Origin of the sequence: Isoptericola sediminis (genome assembly GCF_013085345.1) — a bacterium.
GTDB lineage: Bacteria > Actinomycetota > Actinomycetes > Actinomycetales > Cellulomonadaceae > Isoptericola > Isoptericola sediminis.
Genome location: NZ_JABFAJ010000006.1, coordinates 62547 through 84281 on the forward strand (window position 1 = coordinate 62547; position 21735 = coordinate 84281).

General features: G+C 75.7%; 19 protein-coding genes. 11 read left to right on the plus strand and 8 right to left on the minus strand.

From position 1 onward, the window contains the following. Positions 1–53: 53 nt before the first annotated feature. Positions 54–1373 (minus strand): histidine kinase, encoded by a 1320-nt coding sequence (locus tag HLI28_RS03545; RefSeq protein ID WP_171246130.1) that lies wholly within the window; start codon positions 1371–1373, stop codon positions 54–56. 75 nt (positions 1374–1448) lie between these two features. On the opposite strand from HLI28_RS03545, the gene HLI28_RS03550 reads away from it, so the two are divergent. Together HLI28_RS03550 and HLI28_RS03555 are read left to right on the plus strand one after the other, a co-directional pair. Continuing rightward, entirely contained in the window at positions 1449–3383 is a 1935-nt protein-coding gene (locus HLI28_RS03550) for a heavy metal translocating P-type ATPase (RefSeq protein WP_171246131.1), read from the plus strand. Between the two features lie 22 nt (positions 3384–3405). Beyond that, a complete protein-coding gene (locus HLI28_RS03555; RefSeq protein WP_171246132.1) occupies positions 3406–3882 on the plus strand; it encodes a nitroreductase family deazaflavin-dependent oxidoreductase in 477 nt (158 codons plus the stop codon). Between the two features lie 798 nt (positions 3883–4680). Here the strand turns inward: HLI28_RS03555 and HLI28_RS03560 are convergent. The 3 genes from HLI28_RS03560 to HLI28_RS03570 all read right to left on the minus strand — a co-directional run bounded on the left by HLI28_RS03560 (position 4681) and on the right by HLI28_RS03570 (position 7862). Further along, positions 4681–6810, minus strand: a complete 2130-nt coding sequence (locus HLI28_RS03560) for a hypothetical protein (protein ID WP_171246133.1) — start codon at positions 6808–6810, stop codon at positions 4681–4683. Beyond that, on the minus strand, positions 6807–7145 hold the full coding sequence (locus tag HLI28_RS03565; RefSeq protein ID WP_171246134.1) for a hypothetical protein: 339 nt from the start codon (positions 7143–7145) through the stop codon (positions 6807–6809). The genes HLI28_RS03560 and HLI28_RS03565 overlap by 4 nt, the downstream gene beginning before the upstream one ends. Positions 7146–7208: 63 nt before the next feature. Next, the gene (locus HLI28_RS03570) at positions 7209–7862 is read right to left on the minus strand and encodes a hypothetical protein (protein ID WP_171246135.1); all 654 of its coding nucleotides are present in this window, start codon (positions 7860–7862) and stop codon (positions 7209–7211) included. Positions 7863–8046: 184 nt separating this feature from the next. On the opposite strand from HLI28_RS03570, the gene HLI28_RS03575 reads away from it, so the two are divergent. The 3 genes from HLI28_RS03575 to HLI28_RS03585 all read left to right on the plus strand — a co-directional run bounded on the left by HLI28_RS03575 (position 8047) and on the right by HLI28_RS03585 (position 10480). Beyond that, on the plus strand, positions 8047–8529 hold the full coding sequence (locus tag HLI28_RS03575; protein ID WP_171246136.1) for a hypothetical protein: 483 nt from the start codon (positions 8047–8049) through the stop codon (positions 8527–8529). A 50-nt stretch (positions 8530–8579) separates the two neighbouring features. Next, positions 8580–9461 (plus strand): alpha/beta fold hydrolase, encoded by an 882-nt coding sequence (locus HLI28_RS03580; protein WP_171246137.1) that lies wholly within the window; start codon positions 8580–8582, stop codon positions 9459–9461. 101 nt (positions 9462–9562) lie between these two features. Next, positions 9563–10480, plus strand: a complete 918-nt coding sequence (locus HLI28_RS03585) for a ribokinase (RefSeq protein WP_171246138.1) — start codon at positions 9563–9565, stop codon at positions 10478–10480. Between the two features lie 19 nt (positions 10481–10499). Here HLI28_RS03585 and HLI28_RS03590 read toward each other — a convergent pair whose 3' ends face one another. The 3 genes from HLI28_RS03590 to HLI28_RS03600 form a co-directional block, all read right to left on the minus strand. Next, positions 10500–11606, minus strand: coding sequence for a class I SAM-dependent methyltransferase (locus tag HLI28_RS03590; protein ID WP_171246139.1), 1107 nt, complete (start codon positions 11604–11606; stop codon positions 10500–10502). A gap of 130 nt (positions 11607–11736) precedes the next feature. Next, positions 11737–13362 (minus strand): LuxR C-terminal-related transcriptional regulator, encoded by a 1626-nt coding sequence (locus HLI28_RS03595; protein ID WP_171246140.1) that lies wholly within the window; start codon positions 13360–13362, stop codon positions 11737–11739. A gap of 31 nt (positions 13363–13393) precedes the next feature. After that, entirely contained in the window at positions 13394–14773 is a 1380-nt protein-coding gene (locus HLI28_RS03600; RefSeq protein ID WP_171246141.1) for an NAD(P)-binding protein, read from the minus strand. A 102-nt stretch (positions 14774–14875) separates the two neighbouring features. Between HLI28_RS03600 and HLI28_RS03605 the strand changes: the two genes are divergently transcribed. The 3 genes from HLI28_RS03605 to HLI28_RS03615 all read left to right on the plus strand — a co-directional run bounded on the left by HLI28_RS03605 (position 14876) and on the right by HLI28_RS03615 (position 16897). Then, the gene (locus HLI28_RS03605; protein WP_171246142.1) at positions 14876–15631 is read left to right on the plus strand and encodes an SDR family NAD(P)-dependent oxidoreductase; all 756 of its coding nucleotides are present in this window, start codon (positions 14876–14878) and stop codon (positions 15629–15631) included. A gap of 166 nt (positions 15632–15797) precedes the next feature. Next, positions 15798–16256, plus strand: a complete 459-nt coding sequence (locus HLI28_RS03610; protein WP_171246143.1) for a hypothetical protein — start codon at positions 15798–15800, stop codon at positions 16254–16256. 32 nt (positions 16257–16288) lie between these two features. Beyond that, the gene (locus HLI28_RS03615; protein ID WP_171246144.1) at positions 16289–16897 is read left to right on the plus strand and encodes a hypothetical protein; all 609 of its coding nucleotides are present in this window, start codon (positions 16289–16291) and stop codon (positions 16895–16897) included. Positions 16898–16906: 9 nt separating this feature from the next. Here HLI28_RS03615 and HLI28_RS03620 read toward each other — a convergent pair whose 3' ends face one another. After that, positions 16907–19003 carry a heavy metal translocating P-type ATPase gene (locus HLI28_RS03620; protein WP_171246145.1) on the minus strand — a complete coding sequence of 699 codons (2097 nt, stop codon included), beginning with the start codon at positions 19001–19003 and terminating at the stop codon, positions 16907–16909. Between the two features lie 119 nt (positions 19004–19122). Between HLI28_RS03620 and HLI28_RS03625 the strand changes: the two genes are divergently transcribed. The 3 genes from HLI28_RS03625 to HLI28_RS03635 all read left to right on the plus strand — a co-directional run bounded on the left by HLI28_RS03625 (position 19123) and on the right by HLI28_RS03635 (position 21732). Continuing rightward, entirely contained in the window at positions 19123–20283 is a 1161-nt protein-coding gene (locus HLI28_RS03625; RefSeq protein WP_171246146.1) for an AI-2E family transporter, read from the plus strand. Positions 20284–20328: 45 nt separating this feature from the next. After that, complete coding sequence (locus HLI28_RS03630; protein ID WP_171246147.1) at positions 20329–21087, plus strand: MerR family transcriptional regulator; 759 nt, start codon at positions 20329–20331, stop codon at positions 21085–21087. A 219-nt stretch (positions 21088–21306) separates the two neighbouring features. Further along, positions 21307–21732: a hypothetical protein gene (locus HLI28_RS03635; RefSeq protein ID WP_171246148.1), complete on the plus strand. Its 426-nt coding sequence runs from the start codon at positions 21307–21309 to the stop codon at positions 21730–21732. Positions 21733–21735 lie beyond the last annotated feature (3 nt).

A 21735-nucleotide genomic window follows, 5' to 3' on the forward strand; every position in this document is an offset into this window, starting at 1 on the left:
GTGGCCATGGGGGCGACGATACAGGCACGGCCGTGCCGTTCCGGGCCGTGCCGTCACTCGCCCAGGCGTGCCGGCAGCTCCGCGGTGACGACCAGGCCGCCGTCGGTCCCGGACCCGACGTCGAGCGTGCCCCCGAGCAGCGCCGCCCGGTGGCGGACGGCGGCGAGTCCGGGGTCCTCGCCGAAGCCGGAGGCGAGGCTCCGTCCGTCGTCGGCGACGACGATGCGCAGCCGGCCCGCGGCGACGACCAGGCGGACCTGCACGCGGCGTCCCCCGGTGGCGTCCCGCACGTCCCGCAGCACCTCCTGCACGATCCGGAAGGCCGCGGCGTCGACCATCGCGTCGATCGAGCCGCGGGGCACGTCGACCCGCGTCGACACGTCGACACCGGCGGCGAGGACGGGCTGGACGAGTGCGGCCAGGCCGGCCGGTCCGGTGGCCGCGGGCAGGTGCTCCCGCGCCGCGGTGTCCGCGTCGTGACCCGCCCGCGCCGGGTCGAGCGCGCCCCGCAGCAGCAGGGTCGTCGCCCGCAGCTCGTGCACGGTGGCCGATGTCGCCTCGCGCACGTGGCGCAGCGCCGTGCCGGCCGCGTCGTCGTCGCGGCCCATCGCGCCGGCCGCCACGTCGGTGTGCAGGGCCACGAGCGACAGGTTGTGGCCGACGACCTCCTGCAGGTCCAGTGCGACCCGCAGCAGCTCCTGCTGGCGGCGGTGCCGGGCGTCGTCCTCGGGTCCGTCCGGCGCTTCCGGCGCTTCCGGTGGGTGCAGGGCGCTCGGTGCGGTCGCGGTGGAGGGTGCCGCCGGCGTGGGGGGCTCGTCCGGTCCGAGCGTCCCGGCCCCCGCCACGGCCGACGGCGCAGCCGACTGCGCGGTACGTCGCCACCGGAGCAGCAGGCCGAGGCACACGGCCGCCGTCACCAGCGCCGCGCCGAGGACCAGCTCCACGAGCGAGTCGGAGGCGAGACCCGTCCCGGGCGGTCCGAGGGCCGGTGCCGCGACGACCAGCGCCGCGCCGGCCCCGGCCGCCCAGCGCTCGTGCCCCTGCGCGGTGGCCGCGCAGAGCGCCGTCACCGCGGCCAGCGGCGTCCCCAGCGCACCGAGCCCCTCCGCGGCGCACACGAGGACGCCGACGGAGGTCAGCACCACCATCAGGACCGGGGCGGGCCGCCGCAGCAGCACCAGGAGGCCGAAGCCGACCGCGGCGAGGACACCGAGGAGCCCCGCGTGCCGACCGACCAGGACGGCGCCGGTGAGCACCAGCATCGTCCCCAGCGCCGCCGCGACGTCGACCAACCAGGGCGCCGGGCGCGGGGCAGGAGCGACGGTGGCGTCGTCGACGTCGACGACACCTCCGGGGACCGGCAGGGCGGGCACGTCGACAGCGTAGGGCCGACTCCCCGCCCGTGCAGTCGGGAGGCCGGAGGTCCGGTCCGGCGCGACGATGGAACCATGAGCGGACCGTCGGCACCGACCGGTGCCGGATCGGACGGGGTGCGGCGCACACGGCTGCGGTGGTTCGTGCAGCGCTACCCCTGGGTGGCGGCATCCCTGCTGGTGCTGGTCGTCGTGCTCGGGCTGCTGGCCGGCGGCCAGGAGACGACGGCGCGCTGGGTCGGGTCCGCCTGGGCGCTGGTCGTGGGCCTGCGCGTCGCCGGGCACATGGTCCGTGACGTCCTCGCCGGGCACTGGGGCGTCGACCTGCTCGCGCTGACCGCGATCGTCGCGACGGTCGTCGTCGGCGAGTACGTGGCGTCGCTGGTCGTCGTGCTCATGCTAACCGGTGGGCAGGCGCTGGAGGACTTCGCCGCGCACCGGGCGCGCCAGGAGCTGCGCGCGCTGCTGGAACGCGCACCCACCCGTGCCCACCGGCTGGGACCCGACGGCACGATTACCGACGTCGACGTCGCCGACCTCGGTCCCGGCGACCTCGTCCTCGTCCGCCCCGCCGAGGTGGTGCCGGTGGACGCCGAGCTGGTGGGGCCGGAGACCGACTTCGACGAGTCCTCGCTCACCGGCGAGAGCCTGCCGGTCACCCGGCACGTCGGGGACCCGGTGCTCTCCGGCGCGCTGAACACCGAGCAGGCCGTGACCCTGCGGGCCACGGCGGCCGCGGCGGACAGCCAGTACGCCCGCATCGTGGCCATGGTCCGCGAGGCCGCCGAGTCCCGGGCGCCGGTGGTGCGCCTCGCGGACCGGTACGCCGTGCCCTTCACCCTCTTCGCCTTCCTCGTGGCGGGGGCCGCGTGGGTGTACCACCGCGACCCCACCGTGGTGGCCGAGGTGCTCGTGGTCGCCACCCCGTGCCCGCTGCTCATCGCCGCCCCGGTGGCGTTCCTCGGCGGCATGAGCCGGGCGGCCCGGCACGGCCTCATCGTCAAGGACGCCGGCACCCTGGAGCAGCTGTCCGCGGTGCGGTCCGTCGCCTTCGACAAGACCGGCACCATCACCCTCGGCCGTCCCACGCTGCTGGCCGTCCACCCCCGCCCCCCGTGGAGCGCGGACGACCTGCTGCGGCTCGCGGCGTCGGCCGAGCAGTACTCCTCGCACGTGCTGGCCACCACGATCCAGGACGCCGCCACGCGGCGCGGGCTGGACCTGCTCGGCGCCCGGAGCGCCCGGGAGGAGGCGACGCACGGTGTCGCGGCCGACGTCGGCGGCCACGACGTCGTCGTCGGCAAGCGGCAGCGGGTCGCCTCCGCCGCGCCCGACGTCGAGGAGCAGAACCTGGGGCCGGGCGAGCTCGCCGTCTACGTGGCCGTCGACGGCCGCTTCGCCGGCACGCTGGTGATGAGCGACCCCGCCCGCTCCGACGCCCGGCGAACGATGGACGAGCTCGCCGGTCTCGGGATCACGCGCACGATGATGCTCAGCGGCGACTCCCGCTCCACCGCCGAGCACATCGCCGCGGCGGTGGGCATCGCCCAGGTGGACGCCGAGTGCCTGCCCGAGGACAAGGTGCGCATCGTCCGCGACCTGCCCGACCGGCCCGTGATGATGGTCGGGGACGGGGTCAACGACGCCCCGGTCCTGGCCGCCGCCGAGGTCGGCGTGGCGATGGGGGCGCGGGGTTCGACGGCGGCCAGCGAGTCCGCGGACGTGGTCATCCTCACCGAGGACCTCGTCCGGACGGCCACCGCCGTGCGCGTCGGACGACGGACCATGACCGTCGCGCTGCAGAGCATCTGGCTGGGGATCGCGCTGTCCGTGGTCCTCATGGGGATCGCCGCCACCGGCGTGATCCCGGCCGTCGTCGGAGCCCTGAGCCAGGAGGTCGTCGACCTGCTCGCGATCCTCAACGCGTTGCGCGCCCTGCAGGACGACCGTCACGAACGGGTACGCCGTCCGGCGCGGGCCGTCCCGGCCGAGGGGGCGCGCGCCCGCTGAGGGGCGGCGCTACCGTGGCGGCATGGGTCTGGTCACCCGCATGCTGCGCACCCGCTGGCTGGTCCGCGCACCGATCTGGCTGTACCGCGCCGGCCTCGGAGCGCTGCTCGGCGACCGGCTGCTGATGCTGCAGCACCGGGGGCGCACGACGGGCGAGGCCCGCTTCGTGGTGCTCGAGGTCGTCGGGCGGCCCTCCGCGGACCGGCTGGTGGTGGCCTCGGGGCTCGGCCCCCGTCCCCAGTGGTACCGCAACATCGTGGTCGAGCCCCGGGTGCTGGTCTCCGTGGGCCGGCGGCGCGACGTGCGTGCCGTCGCCGAACCGCTCGACCCCGACGCCGGTGTGGCGCGGCTCGAGGAGTACGCCGCACAGCATCCCGCCGCCTGGGCGGCGCTGCGGCCGGTCGTGTCCGAGTGGGCCGAACCCCTGGGCGCCGCCCGGGGCGAGCCCGACTGGCGGCGCGTCGTCCCGGTGGTCGAGCTGCGGCTCCTGGACGGCTGACCGGCGCGGTCGCCGCGTCGGCGCTCGCGGGCGCGTCCGGCCCGGACCCGGTCTCGGGCGGGTCGGCGCACACGGCCGCCGCGACCCGGTCGACCAGGGCGTCGATCGTGAGGTCCGGCGGCACGTCGGCACCGACCGGTGCCCGCGTCGCCACGAGGACGAGCGCCTCGCACGCCACGGTCGCGACGGCGGTCACGCGCCACCGTGCTCCCGTGCGGTCGGTCTCGACGCCGGTGAGGCCGGTCACGGCCGGCGCCGGTCCGTCCGCCGGGCCGGGCCCCGTCAGCGGGCGCACCGCCGTCAGCGACGCACCGCCGCGCCGGGCCGTGTCCTGCAGGCGTTCGCGCCGGCCGGGCCGGTGGACCCGGTCGTGCATCTCGTCGCGGCGGAACGCCGCCGCCCCGGGGCCGGCCTCCACCGAGGCCACCACGCTCGTGTAGACCTCCACGTCCCCCTGGCGGACCCCGGCCGTCGCGGTCACCGTGTCCTCCTCGACCACGAGCCGCAGCGGCCTGCCGTCGGCGAGATAACGCTGGCCCGGCAGCAGGTACGGCGCCGGGTCGTGCGGCGGGACCGCGGACACCCACCGCGCCTCGACCGGGACCGCCTCCGTGCTCCCGGCGGGGAAGTCGTCCGGCGTCAGCGCCCAGGTACCCGGGTGCCACCGCTGCTGCAGGGCGGCGCGCAGCGGCGGGCCGCCGACCAGCACCGCGACGAGCAGCGCGAAGAGCACCGCCGTCGCGACGGGCACGACGATCTCTCCCCGCCAGCCGCGGGTCGGCGCCGTGTGGCCGGCCGTCACGACCGCTCTCCCAGCCGCCGCCCCAGGCCCGAGTGCACGTCGAACGAGTCGCGGAAGGTGATGGTCATGGTCTGCGAGTCCGCCGCCCAGCGTCGTGCGGCGTCGTCGATCGCGTCGGGCGGCAGACCCCGGTCGGCGAGCTCCCGGCGCCACGCGGTCTCGAAGGGCGTCACGACCCGTTCCCGCAGGGTGTCCTCGGTCGCGAGCACCTCCTCGCGGGCGGCACCGACGTGGTCGGGCCCCAGCGGCGGCAGGAGCGTGCCGAGCCCGAGCAGGCCGAGCGATGTCCGCGCCCCGACCGGCGTCGTGGCCAGGTTCAGCCCGGTCGAGTACAGCAGCGCGTCCTCGGCGGCGGCGTCCTGGGCGACGGAGATCGTGCCCGAGGCGATGGAGCCGACGACGGCGGCCCCGTCCGCGACGCCGGCCTGCGCGAGCGCTTCCGCGTCGGCGGCCCCGACACCCTCCGCCGTCGCCGTGGCGGCGGCCGCGGCCACCGCGATGTCGACCTGCCGCAACCAGTGACCGGAGGCGGTCTCCGTGGTCGAGGTCGCGGCGACGACGTCCCGGAGCGCGAACGCGTCCAGCCGGGGCTGCACGACCTCCGGCACCGGCTCGGCGCCCTCTGCCAGCGGGGGCAGCCCCCGGACGCCCGGCGCGGGCGGCGAGCCGTCGGCCGACGGGTGCCACGCGGCGTCGTCGGCCGAGACGAGGTACGGCGCGTACGCCGCCGCGACGTGCCGGCTCGCGGCGTCGGACACCGGGTACGCCCCCGCGAGCAGACCCCCGGGTGCGACGAGCGCCGTCGTGGCCGCGGAGCTCGCCAGGGCCGCCCGGACCTGCTGCGGGGCGTCGGCACCGGGGTGCGTCCCGGCGCCGATGGCGGCGGCGAGCAGGCCGGTGACGGCGGTGCCGCCGTCGGGCCAGCCGTCCGGTGGTGCCACGCCGAACCAGGCGTGCGCGCGGTCGGTCACGTCGGCGGCGGTGGTGCCGGGCGGTGCCAGGTGGCGCAGTGCGGCGTCCGGGTCGGCAGCCAGGCCGGTGGCGACCGCCACGGTGAGGGTGCCGGTCGCGGCGGTGTCGGCCTCGCTGCTTCCGGTCGCACCGTGGCGCTCGACGAGGGCGTCCGCGGCACCGCGGTGGACGTCGGCCGGCAGGGCAGGGCGCAGCAGCGCGGCGGCGAGGTCGGCCCGGTCGCCGAGCTCGTGGAAGCCAGGAGGTAGCGCGGAGACCAGGGCGTTCCCCAGCGCGTACCGCTCGGTCGGCGTGGCGTGCCGCGCCCAGGCGGCCAGCCCGGTGGCCAGCGCCTCCCGGGTCGGCCCGGCGACGGCCCCGACGCCCAGCGCGGCGTAGAGCTCCGCGGGCCCGACCCGTTCCCACAGGGCCGTCCACAGCACCGGGTCGTCGCCGGCCGCGGCCAGGGCGGCGACCGTCCCCTCGCGGAGCTCCTGGCGCTCCGCGGGGTCGGCGCCGGCGACCGCCCCCGCCGACAGCCGCTCCGCGAGCCGCACGCCGTCGGCCCAGCGGCTGCCGAGGTCCGCCAGGGTCGTGCCGTCGGCGACCGCCCACCGCACGAGGTCCGGGTGCCCGAGCCCGCCGAGCCGGCGGGCGGCGACCCGGGAGCTGGTCTCCTTGGTCTCCCGCACGCGGTACCACCGGCGCTCGGCGTCGAGGACGTCGTCGTGGGCGGCGTCCCGGCGTGCCCGTGCCTCCGCGGCGAGCCGTGCCGCGTCCAGGTGGCGCAGGTCCGCCGTGTCGAGACCCAGCTGCCAGGCCGCGGCCTCGTCGGCCTCGGCCCGGCGCACCCGCGTCCACGCCTCCTCGCGCTGCGCGATCGCCTGGAGAGCCTCGTGCTGCTCGCGGGCCAGCCCCGCCGCGCGGTCGGCCAGCACGCGCGCCGTCTCGCGCAGCACCCGGTCGCTCAGCCGGACCCGAGCCATCAGGTCGTCCAGCGCCGTCCGGGCCGTGTCGACGGCGGCCGACCGCTGGCGCGTCATGGTCGTGTCCAGGCCCACCAGGTCGGAGTGCACCGTGGACAGGGCGGCGGACGCGCGCGAGGCGCCGCTCGCCAGGGAGTCCAGGACCTCGGGCGACCCGCTCAGGGGCTCGAACGGCCGGTCCACCGTCATCCGGCACCGTCCGTGCGGACCACCGGGGCGGGCGTCACGGCGGCGGCGGCGACGCGTTGCGCCGTCGTGCCCTCGGCGGTGTCGAAGGTGGCGGCGGTCCGCGCGAGCCGGTCCCCGAGACCCTCCAGGGTCGCGGCGAGCGTGGCCCGGAGCGGTCCCCATGCCGCCGTCAGGTCGTCGATCGCGGCGCCGAGCGCGGGGTCGCCGGCCGCCGCACCGGCACCGGTCCCGGTGAGATCGTCGGCCATCGCGGCAGGGTCCAGCCGGTCCGCGGCCGCGTGCGCCCGCCGTCCGGCCGCGGCGAGGTCGTCGGTGTCCAGGTCGAGGTGCGCCATGCGGCCGGACGCTAGTGCGCCGACGTGCCGGCACACCGGCGTCGTCCACAGGCTGTGGACGCCTCAGTCCCACCAGAGCCGGTACCAGTGCTCGGCCGGGCCGTCCGGCGACAGGTCACCGGGCCGGCCCCACCAGCGGGTGACCTCGTGCGGCGGGACGCGGGCGTCGTCCACCCCGAGGGAGGCGACGAACCGCTCCAGCTCGTCGCACTGGCACCCGGGGCCGTGATGGTCACCGAGCACGAAGGCGTGGTCGGTGCGCACCAGCACCCCCTCGACCGTCACGCGTTCGTCGCAGCGGCCCGGGCCCACCACGTAGCCGTGCGCGCGCAACCGGTCGGGATGGCGGACGACGGCACGCAGCACGGTGCCGATGGTCGGGCCGTCGTTCTGCCGTTCGACGGCGAGGTAGTCGTCGTCGAGCCGGTCGAGCAGGGCGGCCGCCACCGGCTGGTCCAGCTCGGCGAACCGGTAGAAGGACGACGCGCCGGCGCTGTCGGGCACCAGGACGGGTTCGAGCACCTCGTGCAGACCCGCGCGCAGCAACCAGCCGTGCCGGTCGGGGCACCAGTGGTGCGGTCGGTCGGGGTCGCCCGCGAGCCGTTCCTCGGCCCGCCAGGCGGTCGCCAGGTCGACCGGCTCGGGGTGGACGAAGCGGCGGCCGGGCCGGGTGGGACGTCCGGTCGGTCCGGCGGGCGGCAGGGTCGGGGTCGGCAACGGGGCTCCTCGGTTCCGGGGGCGGTGTGCAGGCCACGGTGCCGTGCCGTCGGGGCCGTCGTCGGGTCGTCGCGGCGGGTCGGTGTCCCGCTGTGGAGGCCGGGGTCGGTGGGTGGGCGTCACGCGTTGCGCCAGGGGAGAACCGGCGTGACAAGTCGCCGCCGACGGCGCATGCTCGGAACTGATGTCTGACTCCACCACGCGACCCGTGCCGCGCACCTACCCGCCGACTCCGACGAGCGAACCGGTCAGCGACGAGCTTCTCGTGGTCCACCTCAAGGGTCGAGACACGGAGTACTTCCGGCGTCCCGAGCTCATCAGCCACGAGGTCGGCGACGGCGTGCTCACGGTCACGCTCGCCGGCACCGGCGACACCCCGCGCCGCACCCGCCACTTCCCGCTCGGGGAGGTCCTCGAGTACGTCGTCGAGGCTCCCAGCGCCGCCTACGAGACGGCGTTCGACGCCTGGACGCGCGCCGAGTTCGGTGTCGACGCCGAGACCTACCGGTCGATGCGGGACACCTCCGAGGGCGTGGCGATGGCCGAGAAGATGCGACGGCAGATCGCCGAGGGCCTCGGCGTCGACCCGGACCAGGTGCACTTCGGCGGCTCCTTCACGATCGACGAGGACGACGACTGGGACTCCTCGCCCGACGACGACCAGTAGCCGCGCGGGCCGGCCGATGAGTTCCGGCCCCCCGTCCCGTCGCTACCGGTATGGCCACGACGACCCGCACGCTCGACCTGCCCGGCGCGACGGTGACCTACGACGTCCGGGAACCGGCGCACGACGGCGGGCACGCCCCGCTGCTCGTGGTCGGCAACCCGATGGCGGCCGACGGCTTCGACCAGCTCGTCCCCGCGCTGGACGACCGCCTCGTGGTCACCTACGACCCCCGTGGCACCGGACGGTCGCGCCCCGTCGCCGCCGACGCCCAGCTCACCGTCGACCGGCACGGTGAGGACCTGCACGCCGTCGCCCGGGCCGTCGGGCCCGGGCCGTTCGACGTCTTCGGGAGCTCGGGCGGCGCCGCGGCCGCCCTGGCCTGGGCGGCCGGGCACCCGGGCGAGGTGCGGCGGCTGGTCGCCCACGAGCCCCCGCTGACCGCGCTGCTCGCCGACCGCGACGTCGCGGTCCGTGCCCAGGCCGACATCGTGGACACCTACCGTCGCGCCGGGTTCGGCCCCGCGATGGCCAAGTTCCTGCGGCTGGTGTTCGCGACGGAACCGCTCACCGAGGACTTCCTCGACCAGCCCGACCCGGACCCGGCGGAGTTCGGCCTGCCCACCGAGGACGACGGCCGGCGCGACGACCTGCTCCTGGGGACGTCGCTGGCCGTCATGCCCGTGTGGGAGCCGCCCCTGGAGTCCCTCCGGGCGGCCACCCGCGCCGGCGGTCTGCAGGTGCTGCCCGCCGTCGGCGCCGGGTCCCCGCCCGGTGAGATGGCGTACCGGGGTGCGGTCGCGCTGGCCGAGGCCCTCGACGTCCCGGTCGTCGTCTTCCCCGGGGACCACGGCGGTTTCGCCCGGCACGAGTGGGCCCCGGACAACGACCCGGCCGCGTTCGCGACCCGGCTGCGCGAGGTCCTGGCCTGCTGACGAGCGGCGAGGCAACGCCGCCGTCACAATCGTGCGCGATCATGGGGGCGGACGGTCCGTCGGCCCGTCCGTCCTGCTCACGCATCCTGGAGGCCCGAGGCATGACCTCGATCGTGGTCGTCGGCTCCGTCAACGCCGACCTCGTCGCGCGCGTCCCCGCGCTGCCCGTCACGGGGGAGACGGTGCTCGCCGACTCCATGACCGTGATCCCCGGGGGCAAGGGGGCCAACCAGGCGGTCGTGGCCGCCCGGCTCGGCGGCGACGTCGCGCTGCTCGGGGCCATCGGCTCCGACGCCTTCGCCGACATCGCGCTCGTCGGGCTGCGTGACGCCGGCGTGGACCTGGACGGGGTCGAGACGGTCGAGGGACCCACCGGTGTGGCGCAGATCTGGGTGGACGACGACGGCGAGAACTCGATCGTCGTCGTCCCGGGCGCCAACCGTGCCGTCGACGCGGACGTCGTCGCCCGCCACCACGACCTCGTGGCCGGTGCTGACGTCGTCGTGCTGCAGGGGGAGATCCCGCTGCGGGGGTCCGAGGCCGCGGCCCGTGCCGGCCGGGGCCGGGTGCTGCTCAACCTCGCGCCCGTCGTGCCGGTCGCCACCGACGTGCTGGCGCTGGCCGACCCGCTGGTGGTGAACCACGCGGAGGCCGAACGGCTGCTGGAGGAGTCCGAGCGGCCGGTGCCCGAGTCGCCGTTCGCCGTCATCGCCGAGCTGCACGGCCTCGGTCCGCGGTCGGTGGTGCTCACCCTCGGCCCCGCCGGTGCCGTGGTGCTCGAGCCCGCCGCCGGGGTGGGCGAACCGGTCGTCGTGCCGACGCCGCACGTCGAGGCCGTGGACACCACGGGCGCTGGCGACGCGTTCGTCGGGGCCCTGGCCTACCGCGTCAGCCAGGGCGACACGCTCGTCGACGCGGCCCGGACGGCCGTGCGGGTCGGCGCGTTCTCCGTCGCGACCCACGGTGCCCAGCCGTCCTTCCCGACGGCCGACGACGTGCTGCCGTCCGTGCGTGCCTGATGCCACCGCTGCCCGGCGCTCAGTGCCGGGCCACGTAGTAGGCGTTGACGAAGTCGTCGGGGACGGACGCCACGCTCACGTCCGAGAAGCCCGCGTCGGCGAGCATCCGCTGCGCGGTCTGCCGTCCCCAGACGGTGCCCAGACCCTCTCCTCCCTGCGCGAGCGAGACCGTCAGGCAGTGCATCGTCGAGACGGTGTAGAGGAACGGCGCCCAGGGGACGTCGATGTTGTCGTCCACGGTGCTGGAGGCGTCCATGTCCACCATGAGGAAGGTGCCGTCGGCGTCGAGGTGCTCGGCGACCTGGGCCAGCACCCGTGCCGGGTACGCCTGGTCGTGGACGGCGTCGAAGGCGGTGATCAGGCCGAAGGTACCGGTGCCGGACAGGTCGGCGACGTCGCGGACCTCGACGTGCACGTTGCCCAGCCCGAACGCGTCGGCCTCGCCGCGGGCAGCCGCGACGGCGTCGGGCAGGAAGTCGTATCCGTGGAAGTCGCTCTCGGGGTAGGCGTGCGCCAGCAGGTTGAGCGCGTGGCCCTGACCGCACCCGATGTCCGCGACCCGGATCCCGGTACGCAGGCGGTCGTCCAGCCCGTCCACGAGCGGGACGATGCGGTCCAGCAGCGCGGCGTCGTTGGTCTGGGCGCTCTGCTCGGCCATGAGCCGGTCGAACCGGGCGAACGCGTCGTAGCCCAGCCCGCCACCCTCGGCGAAGCAGCGCACGATGCCCTCCTCGACCTGGGCGAGCATCGGGATGAACTGCAGCTGTGAGGCGAGGTTGTCCGGGCCCGCCGCGCGGGTCAGCAGCGCGGCGTGCTCGACGGGGAGCCGGTACGTGTCGGCGGCCCGGTCGTGGACGACGACGTGCGAGACCGTCATCGCTCCGAGCCACTCGCGTACGTAGCGCTCGTGCAGGCCGGCCGCGGCCGCGATCTCGTGGCTGCTCGCCGGCGCCATCCCGGCGATCGTGTCGAAGAGTCCTGTGCGGTGCCCGATGCTGACCATCAGGGCTGTGGCTCCGCGGGCGAGCGTCTCGAGCATCTCGCCGGCGAAGTCCGCCACCCGGTCGGGGTCGGGCGCGGGGCCGGTCGGGGCGGGGCCGGGCGTGGTCGTCGTCGTGGTGGTCATCGGTCTGCCCTCCGTCGGTTCGTCCTCGACGCTACGGGCGGCCGGGGGTGCGGCACATCGGCAGGATCGTGCAGATCGCCGAGGGTGTGCAGCACCGTGTGCACGGCCCGGAGCACGGCGAGCCGCGCGATCAGAGCAGGGCGTGCTCCCGCGCCCAGCTCACCGCCGCCGTCCGCGACGGCGTGCCGAGCTTGAGGTAGATGTTGGCCAGGTGCCGGGCGACGGTGCGCTCGCTGATGTGCAGCCGGTGCCCGACCTCGCGGTTCGTCCCGCCGTCCGCGACGGCGACGAGCACCTCGACCTCCCGCGGCGACAGGCCGTCCGTCCGGCGACGGCGCGGGTGGCGCGCCGTGCGCCGCGCGATCTCGTGCGTCGCGCCGAGCTCTTCCAGTTCCGCGGTCGCCAGCTCCCGCTCGGCACGCGCCGACTCGTGGTCGCCGAGACCGTCCAGGACGTCGGCGGCCTCGTGGCGGACGCAGGCCGTCTCGTGCGGTGCGCCGATCTGCTGCCACCGTTCCTGGGCCTCGCGCAGCTCCCGCAGCGCCGCCACCTCGTCACCGTGCGCTGCGAGCAGCACGCCGCGCCCCCGGCACGCCACGGCGCGCCACACCGGGGAGGCGTGCCGGTCCGCGATCTCGGAGAGCTCCTCGACCAGCTCGTCCGGAGTGCCACCGGCGGAGTCCAGACCGACCTCGATCGCGGCCGCCAGCAACGGTGCCCGCGTGAGAGGGTCCGTCGTCGCGTCCAGCGCGGCGCCCAGCATGGTCGCCGCCCGGCCCCGGTGCCCCGCGTCCAGGTGCAGCAGCGCCAGCCCCGGCTGCGGGTCCCGGCCGAGCCCGCGGGACCGGTCGTAGGCCTCGCGGGCCGCGTCGAGCTCGCCCCGGAGCCGGTGCAGCTCACCGACGCGGTAGTGCGCCTCGGCGGCGGCGGTGACGTCGAGCCCCGTCAGGTCCGCGGCGGCCCGCTCCGCCTCCTCGAGCGCCTGCGGCCACTGCCCGTGCACCTGCAGGAGCTGGACACGGTGCACCCGGCAGATGCCGCTGAAGAGCGTGGCCGGCGCCCACCCGCGGCACCACCGCTCCGTGACCTCGGTCCAGTGCTGGGCGCGCGGCAGGTCGCCGAGCTCGTGGCAGACCTGCATCATCCGGCAGTACAGGTCACCGGCCCACTGCGGAGCCGTCCGTCCGCCCAGCACGGGCACCATGGCCTCGTCCAGCAGTCGACGGGCCTCCGCCACCCGGCCGCGGCGCAGCGCGCACCGTCCCCGCAGGAACAGACCGTGCGCCTGGAGGGTGGGTTCGGCGTGCCGGTCACCGAGGTCGAGCACCTGCGCGGCCAGCCGGTCGGCGCCGGCCACGTCGCCCGCGTCCAGCGCGTCGTGCGCGTCCAGCAGCAGCAGGTAGCCGTGCTCGACGGCGTCGGGGACGTCGGCGAGCAGGCGCCGCGCCCGGGCGAGCCATCCGGCACCGGCGGCGACGTGGCCGCGCACGAGCTCCGGCACCCCCACCTCGAGCGCGGCCATGCCGGCACCTGCCGCGTCACCGGCCGCCATCCGCTGGTCCACCACCTCGGCGGCCGTCGCGACGTACTCGTCCATCAGGCCCAGCCACCAGCAGCAGTCGGCGAGCGCCGCGAGGTCGTCGACCTCGAGCGGCCCCTCGGCACGCAGCCGGACGTACAGGGCACGGGCCGTCGCCCACTCCCGCTCGGCGCAGGCGCGTCGTGCGGCGTCGAGCCGGTCGTCGTCGACGGTCACGGCGGGTCACCGGTGCCCTGGACGGCTCGCACTAGGCCGCGGCCAGCCGCAGCAGGCCCCGCATGCCGGGCTCGGTCGATGCGCGCAGACGGGCCTGGGCGGCCTGCACCTCGGGGCGGTCGCGGTCCTGCGGTGTCACGCGGCTCGGGTTGAGGGTCGTCCCGTGCGACCAGCGGGCGAGGTCCGGGTCGGCCATGAAGGCCGCGGTCGCCAGCGCCCCGGCGGCCTGCCCGGCGACCCACTCCCGCGGGGTGGAGAAGTACGGGGTGGACGGGCACACCGCGTTGCGCTCGTCGTCCGCGCGTTCGCCCTGGGTGGCTTCCACGTAGCCGATGAGCGCGGCCCCGAAGCAGGGGAACCCGGCCCGCACCGGCTGGACGACGATCCGTCCGGGCGACCAGATCGGCACGGCGGGCCGCAGCCGGAGCCCTTCGGCGGCGCAGTGCACGACGACGGCGTCCCGGGGCACCGGCACGTCCCCCTCGTCCAGCCGGAGCGTCCCCGGGGACACCCGGCGCAGGTGCCCGCGGCGCACGACGCGCTCGACCGAGCGCAGCAGCTCCAGCTCCCAGCGGGCGAGCGTGGGGACGCGGGCCATCGTGGGCACGACGTCGGGGTCCAGGCGGAGCATCACTCCGGCGCCCTCGAGGCGCAGGAAGAAGTCGTCCACGGTCGGGGCCGCCGCCGCGGCCTCCATGAGCTCGGCCACCATGGTCCGGATCACCGCGGCGTCCGGCTGGACGGCGGCGCGGTCAAGCATCCACGGGTCCCGCGGGCGGACCCAGGTGATCGCGTCCGGGGAGGTGCCACGACCGAGCAGCCACACGACGGCGTCGGTGGCGGTCTTGCCGGACCCGACGACGACGAACGACCCGGCCTCGTCCGCGACGGTGGGGAGCTCGCCCACTGGAACCCACCGTGCACCCTCGTCCACGGCGAACGGCGGCGGGGTCAGCGCCGGGATCGACGGGGCGAGGTAGTGCGCGTCCACGACCCGACGGCGCACGCGGATCTCCCGCGTCTCGCCGGTGTCGAGCGCGACGACCGAGCCGTCGTCGGCCATCTCGTGCCCGCCGAGGAACGTCGCCCGTCCGGACGCCAGGAACCGGTCGGCCAGCACCCGGTCGTAGTAGCCGCAGACCTCGGCGCCCGTGGCGCGCACGTGCAGACCGGCCTCGGGGCCGGAGGTCTGGATGCCGCCGTCGAGGGAGGTGGACGCCACGCCGTAGAAGGAGGAGGCCTGGTGCAGCCGCACGAACGGGTAGGCGTCGCGCCAGTGCCCGCCGGCGGCCTCGCGGCGGTCGACGATCGTCACGTGGGCGTCGGAATGGTCCAGCAGCGTGTCCGCGAACGCCATCCCGGTCGCACCCGCGCCGACGACGAGGTAGTCCGTCTCCAGGACCTGGCCCATCTGTTCATCATGGCACGGTCGTCACGTCCGCCACGTGGCGGGCGTGGGCCCGGTCACGGACTTAGCGTGAAGGGACAGGCGCCGACGAGGGAGTGGTCCGCGATGACGTTCGAGGGCAAGGTGGCGCTGGTGACCGGCGCCGGGTCAGGGCTCGGCGAGGCGATCAGCAAGCAGCTGGCTGCCCGTGGAGCCAAGGTCGTCGGGACGGACATCCGGCTCGACGCGGCGCAGCGTGTCGCCGACGAGATCAAGGCCGCAGGTGGTGAGGCGACGGCCGTGCAGCAGGACACGGCGAGCTTCGACGACGCGGTGCGGGTGGTCGACACCGCGAAGCAGGCCTACGGCGCGCTCCACTACGCGGTCAACAACGCGGGGATCGGAGGCAACGCGGCGCCGGCGGGCGAGCTCGACGTGGAGGACTGGAAGCGTGTCATCGACATCAACCTCCACGGTGTCCTGTTCGGCATGCGCGCTCAGATCCCGGCGATGCTCGAGCAGGACCCGTCCGGGTGCGCCATCGTGAACATGGCGTCCATCCACGGCACCGTGGCCGCGATCGGCAACGGGGCGTACACGGCCTCCAAGCACGGCGTCGTCGGGATCACGAAGAACGCGGCGGCCGAGTACGGCCCGGCCGGCCTGCGGATCAACTGCGTCGGACCCGGATACATCCGCACGCCGCTGCTCGAGGGGGTCCTGACCCCCGAGCTGGAGGAGGTGCTGGTCTCCAAGCACATGCTCGGTCGGCTCGGCGAGGCGGACGAGGTCGCGAGCGTCGTGCGGTTCCTCCTGTCCGAGGAGGCGTCCTTCGTCACCGGTGCCTACTGGCTCATCGACGGCGGGTACACGGCGGTCTGACGCCCCGGCCGCGCGTGCACCCGGAGTTCACCTGATCGACGGGTGATGGTCATCTCGCTGCCGTGCCGCCGCCACGGCGAGGCAGCACGATGAGGCGTGCCGCGGGGTCGTCGGGTCGTCGGAACCGGTCTTCCGGGCGACGGACATCAGCCTTGGGGGAGGCCACATGCCGGTCCGCATCGAGCAGCGCACGCCGTTCGGCACGGTCGACCGTGCCTGGCAGGCCGAGGCTCTCGGCGCGGACGAGTGGGGGGACTGGTTCGCGGTGCCGGACCACGGACTGCTGCTGCTGCCGGTGGCGGACCCCTGGGTCGCGTGGTTCCGGCACGACGGCTCGGTGCGTGTGGACGTCGCCACCGAGGTGTCCGTCGCGTCGCTGCTGAGCTCGTTCGTCGGGCTGGGTCTGGACGTCGTGCGGGACGCCGACGGCACGGTGCGGGCACCGGAGCGTGCGGGGTTCGTCCGCCGTTCACCGTCGTACCCCCGGGCCTGGGTCGACCTGGCGTGGGAGGCCCGCGAGGACGTGCGGCGGGACGTCGCCCGCGCGGCCGAGCCGTTCGGGAGGGCACCGGACGCCTGGCTCGACCGGGCGCCGCGCCCGACGACCCGCGGCCTGTCCGCCTGACCTGACCAGTACGCCGACGAGAGGAGACCGCCGTGGACCTGCCGGCCGTCCTCGACCTCGGGCTGCGGCTCGCGGTCCTGGGCCTGGTGCTCGGTGCGATGGTCGTGCACGCCTACCGGACCCGGGGCGACCGCCCTTCCGAGCGCGAGGTCGCGGCGACGGCGCGGACCGTGCCGGTCGTGGCGCTCGCACGCGCCCTCGGGGCCTTCGTGGCGCTGGGACTGTTCGGGTTCGCGCTGGAGAGCTTCACCGGCAGCGGTCCGGGTCTGTGGATCCCGCTGCTGGTCGGGATGCCGGCGGTCGGGCTGCTGCGGGTCACCGTCGTGCCGCTGCTGCGCGACGTCGCCGACGCCGTCCACCCGCGCGTCGTGGTCGGCACGGTCACCGACCGCCGCCGTCGTGTGGAGCGGGCCGCGGGCCAGGACGGGCCGCTGGGGCAGGCGGCCTTCTACGTCACGGTGGTCGACGACGCCGGGGCGATCCGGGAGTACCGGCTCCGGCGGGAGGCGTACCGGCAGGTCGCGCGCGGGGACCAGGTGCGGGTCGCGACGTCCGGGCTGCGCGGCAGCGACACCCACTCCCTGGTTCCGCTGCCCGCACCGGCCGTCGCCGGTGCGGGCGCCGGTCCCCGCGCCCGCTGAGCGACCGGCTCAGTCCCTCGCGGCCGGGCCGCCCGGACGCAGGTCGAGACGCCGCAGGAGCTGGGCGTTGAGCGCCACGACCACGGTCGAGGCGGACATCAGCAGGGCGCCCACCGACATCGGCAGGACGAACCCGACCGGTGCCAGGACGCCGGCGGCCAGCGGCACGGCCAGCAGGTTGTAGCCCGCCGCCCACCAGAGGTTCTCCTTCATCTTGCGGTAGGTCGCCCGGGACAGCTCGATGACGGACAGCACCGAGCGCGGGTCGTCGCTGGCCAGGATGACGCCGGCGGAGGCGATCGCGACGTCGGTCCCGGCGCCGATCGCGATCCCGACGTCGGCCTGGGCGAGGGCGGGGGCGTCGTTGACGCCGTCGCCGACCATCGCGACCTTGCGTCCTTCGCGCTGCAGCTCGGCCACGCGGTCGGACTTGTCCTCGGGCCGCACCCCGGCGAACCAGCGGTCGATGCCGAGCTCCTCGGCCACCGACCGCGCCACGGCCTCGGCGTCGCCGGTGATCATGACGACCTGGACACCCTGCGCGTGCAGGGCTCGGACCGCCTGCGCGGACTCCGGGCGCACCTCGTCGGCGAGCTCGAGCGCACCGACGACGCGGCCGTCGCGCAGCACGTGCAGGACGGTCGCCCCGTGGTCGCGCCACGCCGCGGCCTCCGGGGCCTCGTCGGCGCCGGTCTCCTGCAGGAGCCGCGGTCCGCCGACCCGGACCTCGCGGCCCTCCACGGTCGCCGTGACGCCGAGCCCGGGCTCGGAGGAGAAGTCGCCCGCCCGGGGGACGTCGAGGCCGCGGTCGGCCGCCGCGGCCACGATCGCGCGGGCCAGCGGGTGCTCGCTGTCGGCCTCGGCCGCGGCGGCCAGCGCCAGCACGGCGTCCTCGTCGAGGTCACCGGTCGCTGCGACGTCGCCCAGCGCGGGCTCGCCGCGCGTCAGGGTGCCGGTCTTGTCGAACAGGACCGTGTCGACCGTCCGCATGCTCTCCAGAGCGAGGCGGTCCTTGACCAGCACGCCGCCGCGGGCCGCCCGCTCGGTGGCGATGGAGACGACGAGCGGGATCGCCAGGCCGAGAGCGTGCGGGCAGGCGATGACGAGCACGGTGATCGTGCGCACGACGGCCTCGTCGGGGCTGCCGGTCGCGGTCCAGACGGCCGCGGTGACCACGGCCGCACCCAGGGCGTACCAGAACAGCCAGGCCGCGGCGCGGTCGGCCAGCCGCTGCGCCCGGGAGGACGACGACTGCGCCTCGCTCACCAGGCGCTGGATCCCGGCCAGGGTCGTGTCGTCGCCGGTCGCGGTGACCTCGACGCGCAGCGCCGAGTCGGTGGCCACGGTGCCGGCGGTGACCTGGTCGCCGTCGGTGCGCGTCACGGTGCGGGACTCGCCGGTGACCATGGACTCGTCCATCTCGGCGCGGCCGTCCACGACCCGGCCGTCGGCCGGGACGCTGCCGCCGGGGCGGACCAGGACGACGTCCCCGGTGTGCAGGTCCGTCGGGGAGACCGTCTCGGTGCCCGACTCGGTGACGCGTTCCGCCTCGTCGGGGAGCAGGGCGGCCAGCGAGTCGAGCGCGGAGGTGGTCCGCGCCAGCGACCGCATCTCCACCCAGTGGCCGAGCAGCATGATCACCACCAGCAGGGCGAGCTCCCACCAGAAGTCGAGGCCGCCGTCGAGCACACCGAGGCTCGCCCCGAGCGACGCGAGGAAGGCGACGGTGATCGCCAGGCCGATGAGCAGCATCATCCCGGGGGTCCGCGAGCGCAGCTCGCTCCAGGCCCCGGTGAGGAACGGGCGGCCGCCCCAGAGGTAGATCACGGTGCCCAGGACGGGGGAGACCCACGGGACCCAGCCGGCGTCGGGCAGGTCGTAGCCGAGCAGCATCGCGAAGGTGCTCGACATCGCGACCGTCGGGACGGCCAGTACCAGCATGATCCAGAACAGCTGCCGGAACTGGGCGACGTGGTCCCCGTGGCCCGCGTGGTCCCCGTGGCCCGCGTGGTCCTCGTGGCTCCCGGTGTGCTCGGTCTGGTCCGTGTGCTCGGCGTGCTCCGTGCGCTCGGCGTGCCCGGTGTGGTCCGTGTGCGACGTGGCCATGGATCTCCTTCCGTCTCCGTCCACCGTATACCCACCAGGGGTATCCATCCATCGGCGGTTCGGGCGCGTGACGTGGGGCAGGACGAGAAAGATCGTCGGCGCGGTGACACGCTGAACCGATGGACAACTCGTCACCCTCCGGGCAGGTCGCCCGCCTGTGGAACGACCGGCTCGGGCGGCCCGCGATCCGCGCGGCCCAGGTGCTCCTGCTGCTCGCGCTGGCCGCCTGCGTGGTCTTCGCCCTGACCCGGCTGTCGCTGCTGGTGATCCCGGTGCTCATCGCCATGGTCGTCGCCGCGGCCCTGGCCCCGCTGGTCGGTTTCCTGCGTCGCCGGGGGTGGCCGGCGCTGCTGGCGACGTGGACCACGCTCCTGGCGGGCCTCGTCCTGCTCGGGCTGGTGGTGTGGCTCGTGACCCTGGCGTTCCAGGACGAGTGGCCGAACCTCGTCGAGGAGGCCGGCCGCGGGATCGACGAGCTCGAGGCCTTCCTCACCGACGGGCCGCTGGGGATCAGCCCGGATCAGATCGAGTCCGTGCGGCAGTCGGCGGTGGACGCGCTGTCGAGCGAGCAGGTGCAGTCCGGGGCCATCCGCGGGGCGACCGCGGCGGCGGAGGCCGTCGCGAGCCTGCTGCTCGGCGTCGTCGTGCTGTTCTTCCTCCTCAAGGACGGCCGCAGCATGTTCGCGTTCCTCATCACCCCGCTGCGCGAGGCCACGCGGCAGCGGGCCCAGCGGGTCGGGGAGCGTTCGGTCGAGGTGCTCGGCGGGTACCTGCGCGGCACGGCGATCGTCGCGACGGTCGACGCCGTCTTCATCGGTGTCGGCCTGCTGATCATCGGTGTCCCGCTGGCGCTGCCGCTGGCGGCGGTCGTCTTCCTCGGCGCGTTCATCCCGCTCCTCGGCGCGGTCCTCGCGGGTGCCCTGGCGGCACTCGTGGCCCTGGTGACGAACGGTCTGTTGGCGGCCCTCGTCGTGGTCGCGCTCGTGGTCGCCGTGAACCAGCTCGAGGGCGACCTGCTCGCCCCGGTCGTCATGGGCAAGGTCCTGTCGCTGCACCCGCTCGTCGTGCTCTCGGCCCTGACGGCCGGCACGATCCTCGCCGGCATCGTCGGTGCGCTGCTGGCGGTGCCGATCACGGCCGTCGCCTGGGCGGCGGTCAAGGAGTGGAACGCCACGGCGCCGCCGGGGAAGCAGCTGGTGCCGGACCGCGCGTCGGAGACGGACGGTCCCTCCTCGGAGGCGGAGCCGGCCGGCGCCGAGTCCTCGACCACGGACGGCTGACGACCCCTTGCTGTTGACGCAGCGTCAACCTCTAGCGTCGGCGCCATGAGCCGTTCCATCCAGGACGTCGCCCGCCTCGCGGGGGTCTCGAGCCGCACCCTGCGGCACTACGACCGCATCGGCCTGCTGCCGCCGTCGGGCACCGGGCACGGTGGGCTACGCCGCTACGACGACGCCGCCATCCGGCGCCTGCAGCGCATCCTGCTGCTGCGTGAGCTCGGGCTCCCGCTCGCCCGGATCGCCGAGGTCCTGGACACCGGCACCGACGAGGCCACCGCCCTGCGCGGTCATCTCGCGGTGCTGCACGACGAGCGCGGCCGGATCGACCGGCAGATCGCCTCGGTGGAACGCACGCTCGCCGCACTGACCGAGAGGAGGCCGATCATGGCCGAGGAGATGCTGGACGGGTTCGACCACACGCAGTACGCCGACGAGGTGACCGAGCGCTGGGGCGCAGATGCCTACCGCGAGTCCGACGCCTGGTGGCGCGGTCTCGGCGTCGAGGGGCAGGCCGACTTCCGTGAGAAGGCCGAGGCGCTGGGCCGCGCCTGGATCGACGCCGCGCAGCGGGGCGTCGACCCGGCCTCGCCCGAGGCGCAGACGCTCGCCGCCCGCCACGTCGAGTGGCTCGGCTCGATCCCCGGGACGCCCGGGGCCGACGTCGGGCACCCGCCGAAGGAGTACGTCGTGGGGCTCGCCGAGATGTACGTCGCCGACGAGCGGTTCGCCGCGCACTACGGCGGCGCCGACGGGGCGACCTTCGTGCGCGACGCCCTGCGGGCCCACGCCGAGCGGGAGCTCTGACCGGGCGTCGCCGGCACGTCGCCCACCTCGTGACGTCGTATCTCCCGGCACGTCGCCCACCGCCCATCGCGGAGTCGTACCTCCCGTCGCGCGGTCGTACCCGCCCGGTACGACGGCGCGACGGGAGGTACGACCTGGCGGGGAGATGCCGACGGGCTGCGAAGGGGCGGGCTGCGCCCTGGCGGGGCTGCGTACGGGTGGCCGTGTGAGACTGGCCGGGTGAGTGACGACTGGGCCCGGCAGCGCACCGAGGCCGCCCACGAGCACGCCGCCCGGCTGGCCGCCCGGCAGGACGCCGAGCACCGCCGCGCCGAGGAGCTCCTCGGCCGGTTCGTCGCGGCGGCCCGCGAGGTCGGGCCGGACCCCGAGCCGCTGCAGGTCAAGGGCTACGGCGGTCGCGGCACCGCCCGGACACCGCTGCAGGGCTGGTACCTGCGCGCCGACCGCACCGCCGCCGTCTCCACGGACGCTGAGTTCTACGTGCTCACCGCGCCGCTGACCCTGCTCGACCGGGTGCGCGGGGTGCGCCCGGCGGCGACGCGTCCGCCGCTCGTGCTCGGTGCCGGGGGCAAGGACGGGGACTCGATCGACCTCGTCGACGCGCTCGAGCGGCTGGTGCCCGGCTGGCGGGACCGCACGCCGTAGCAG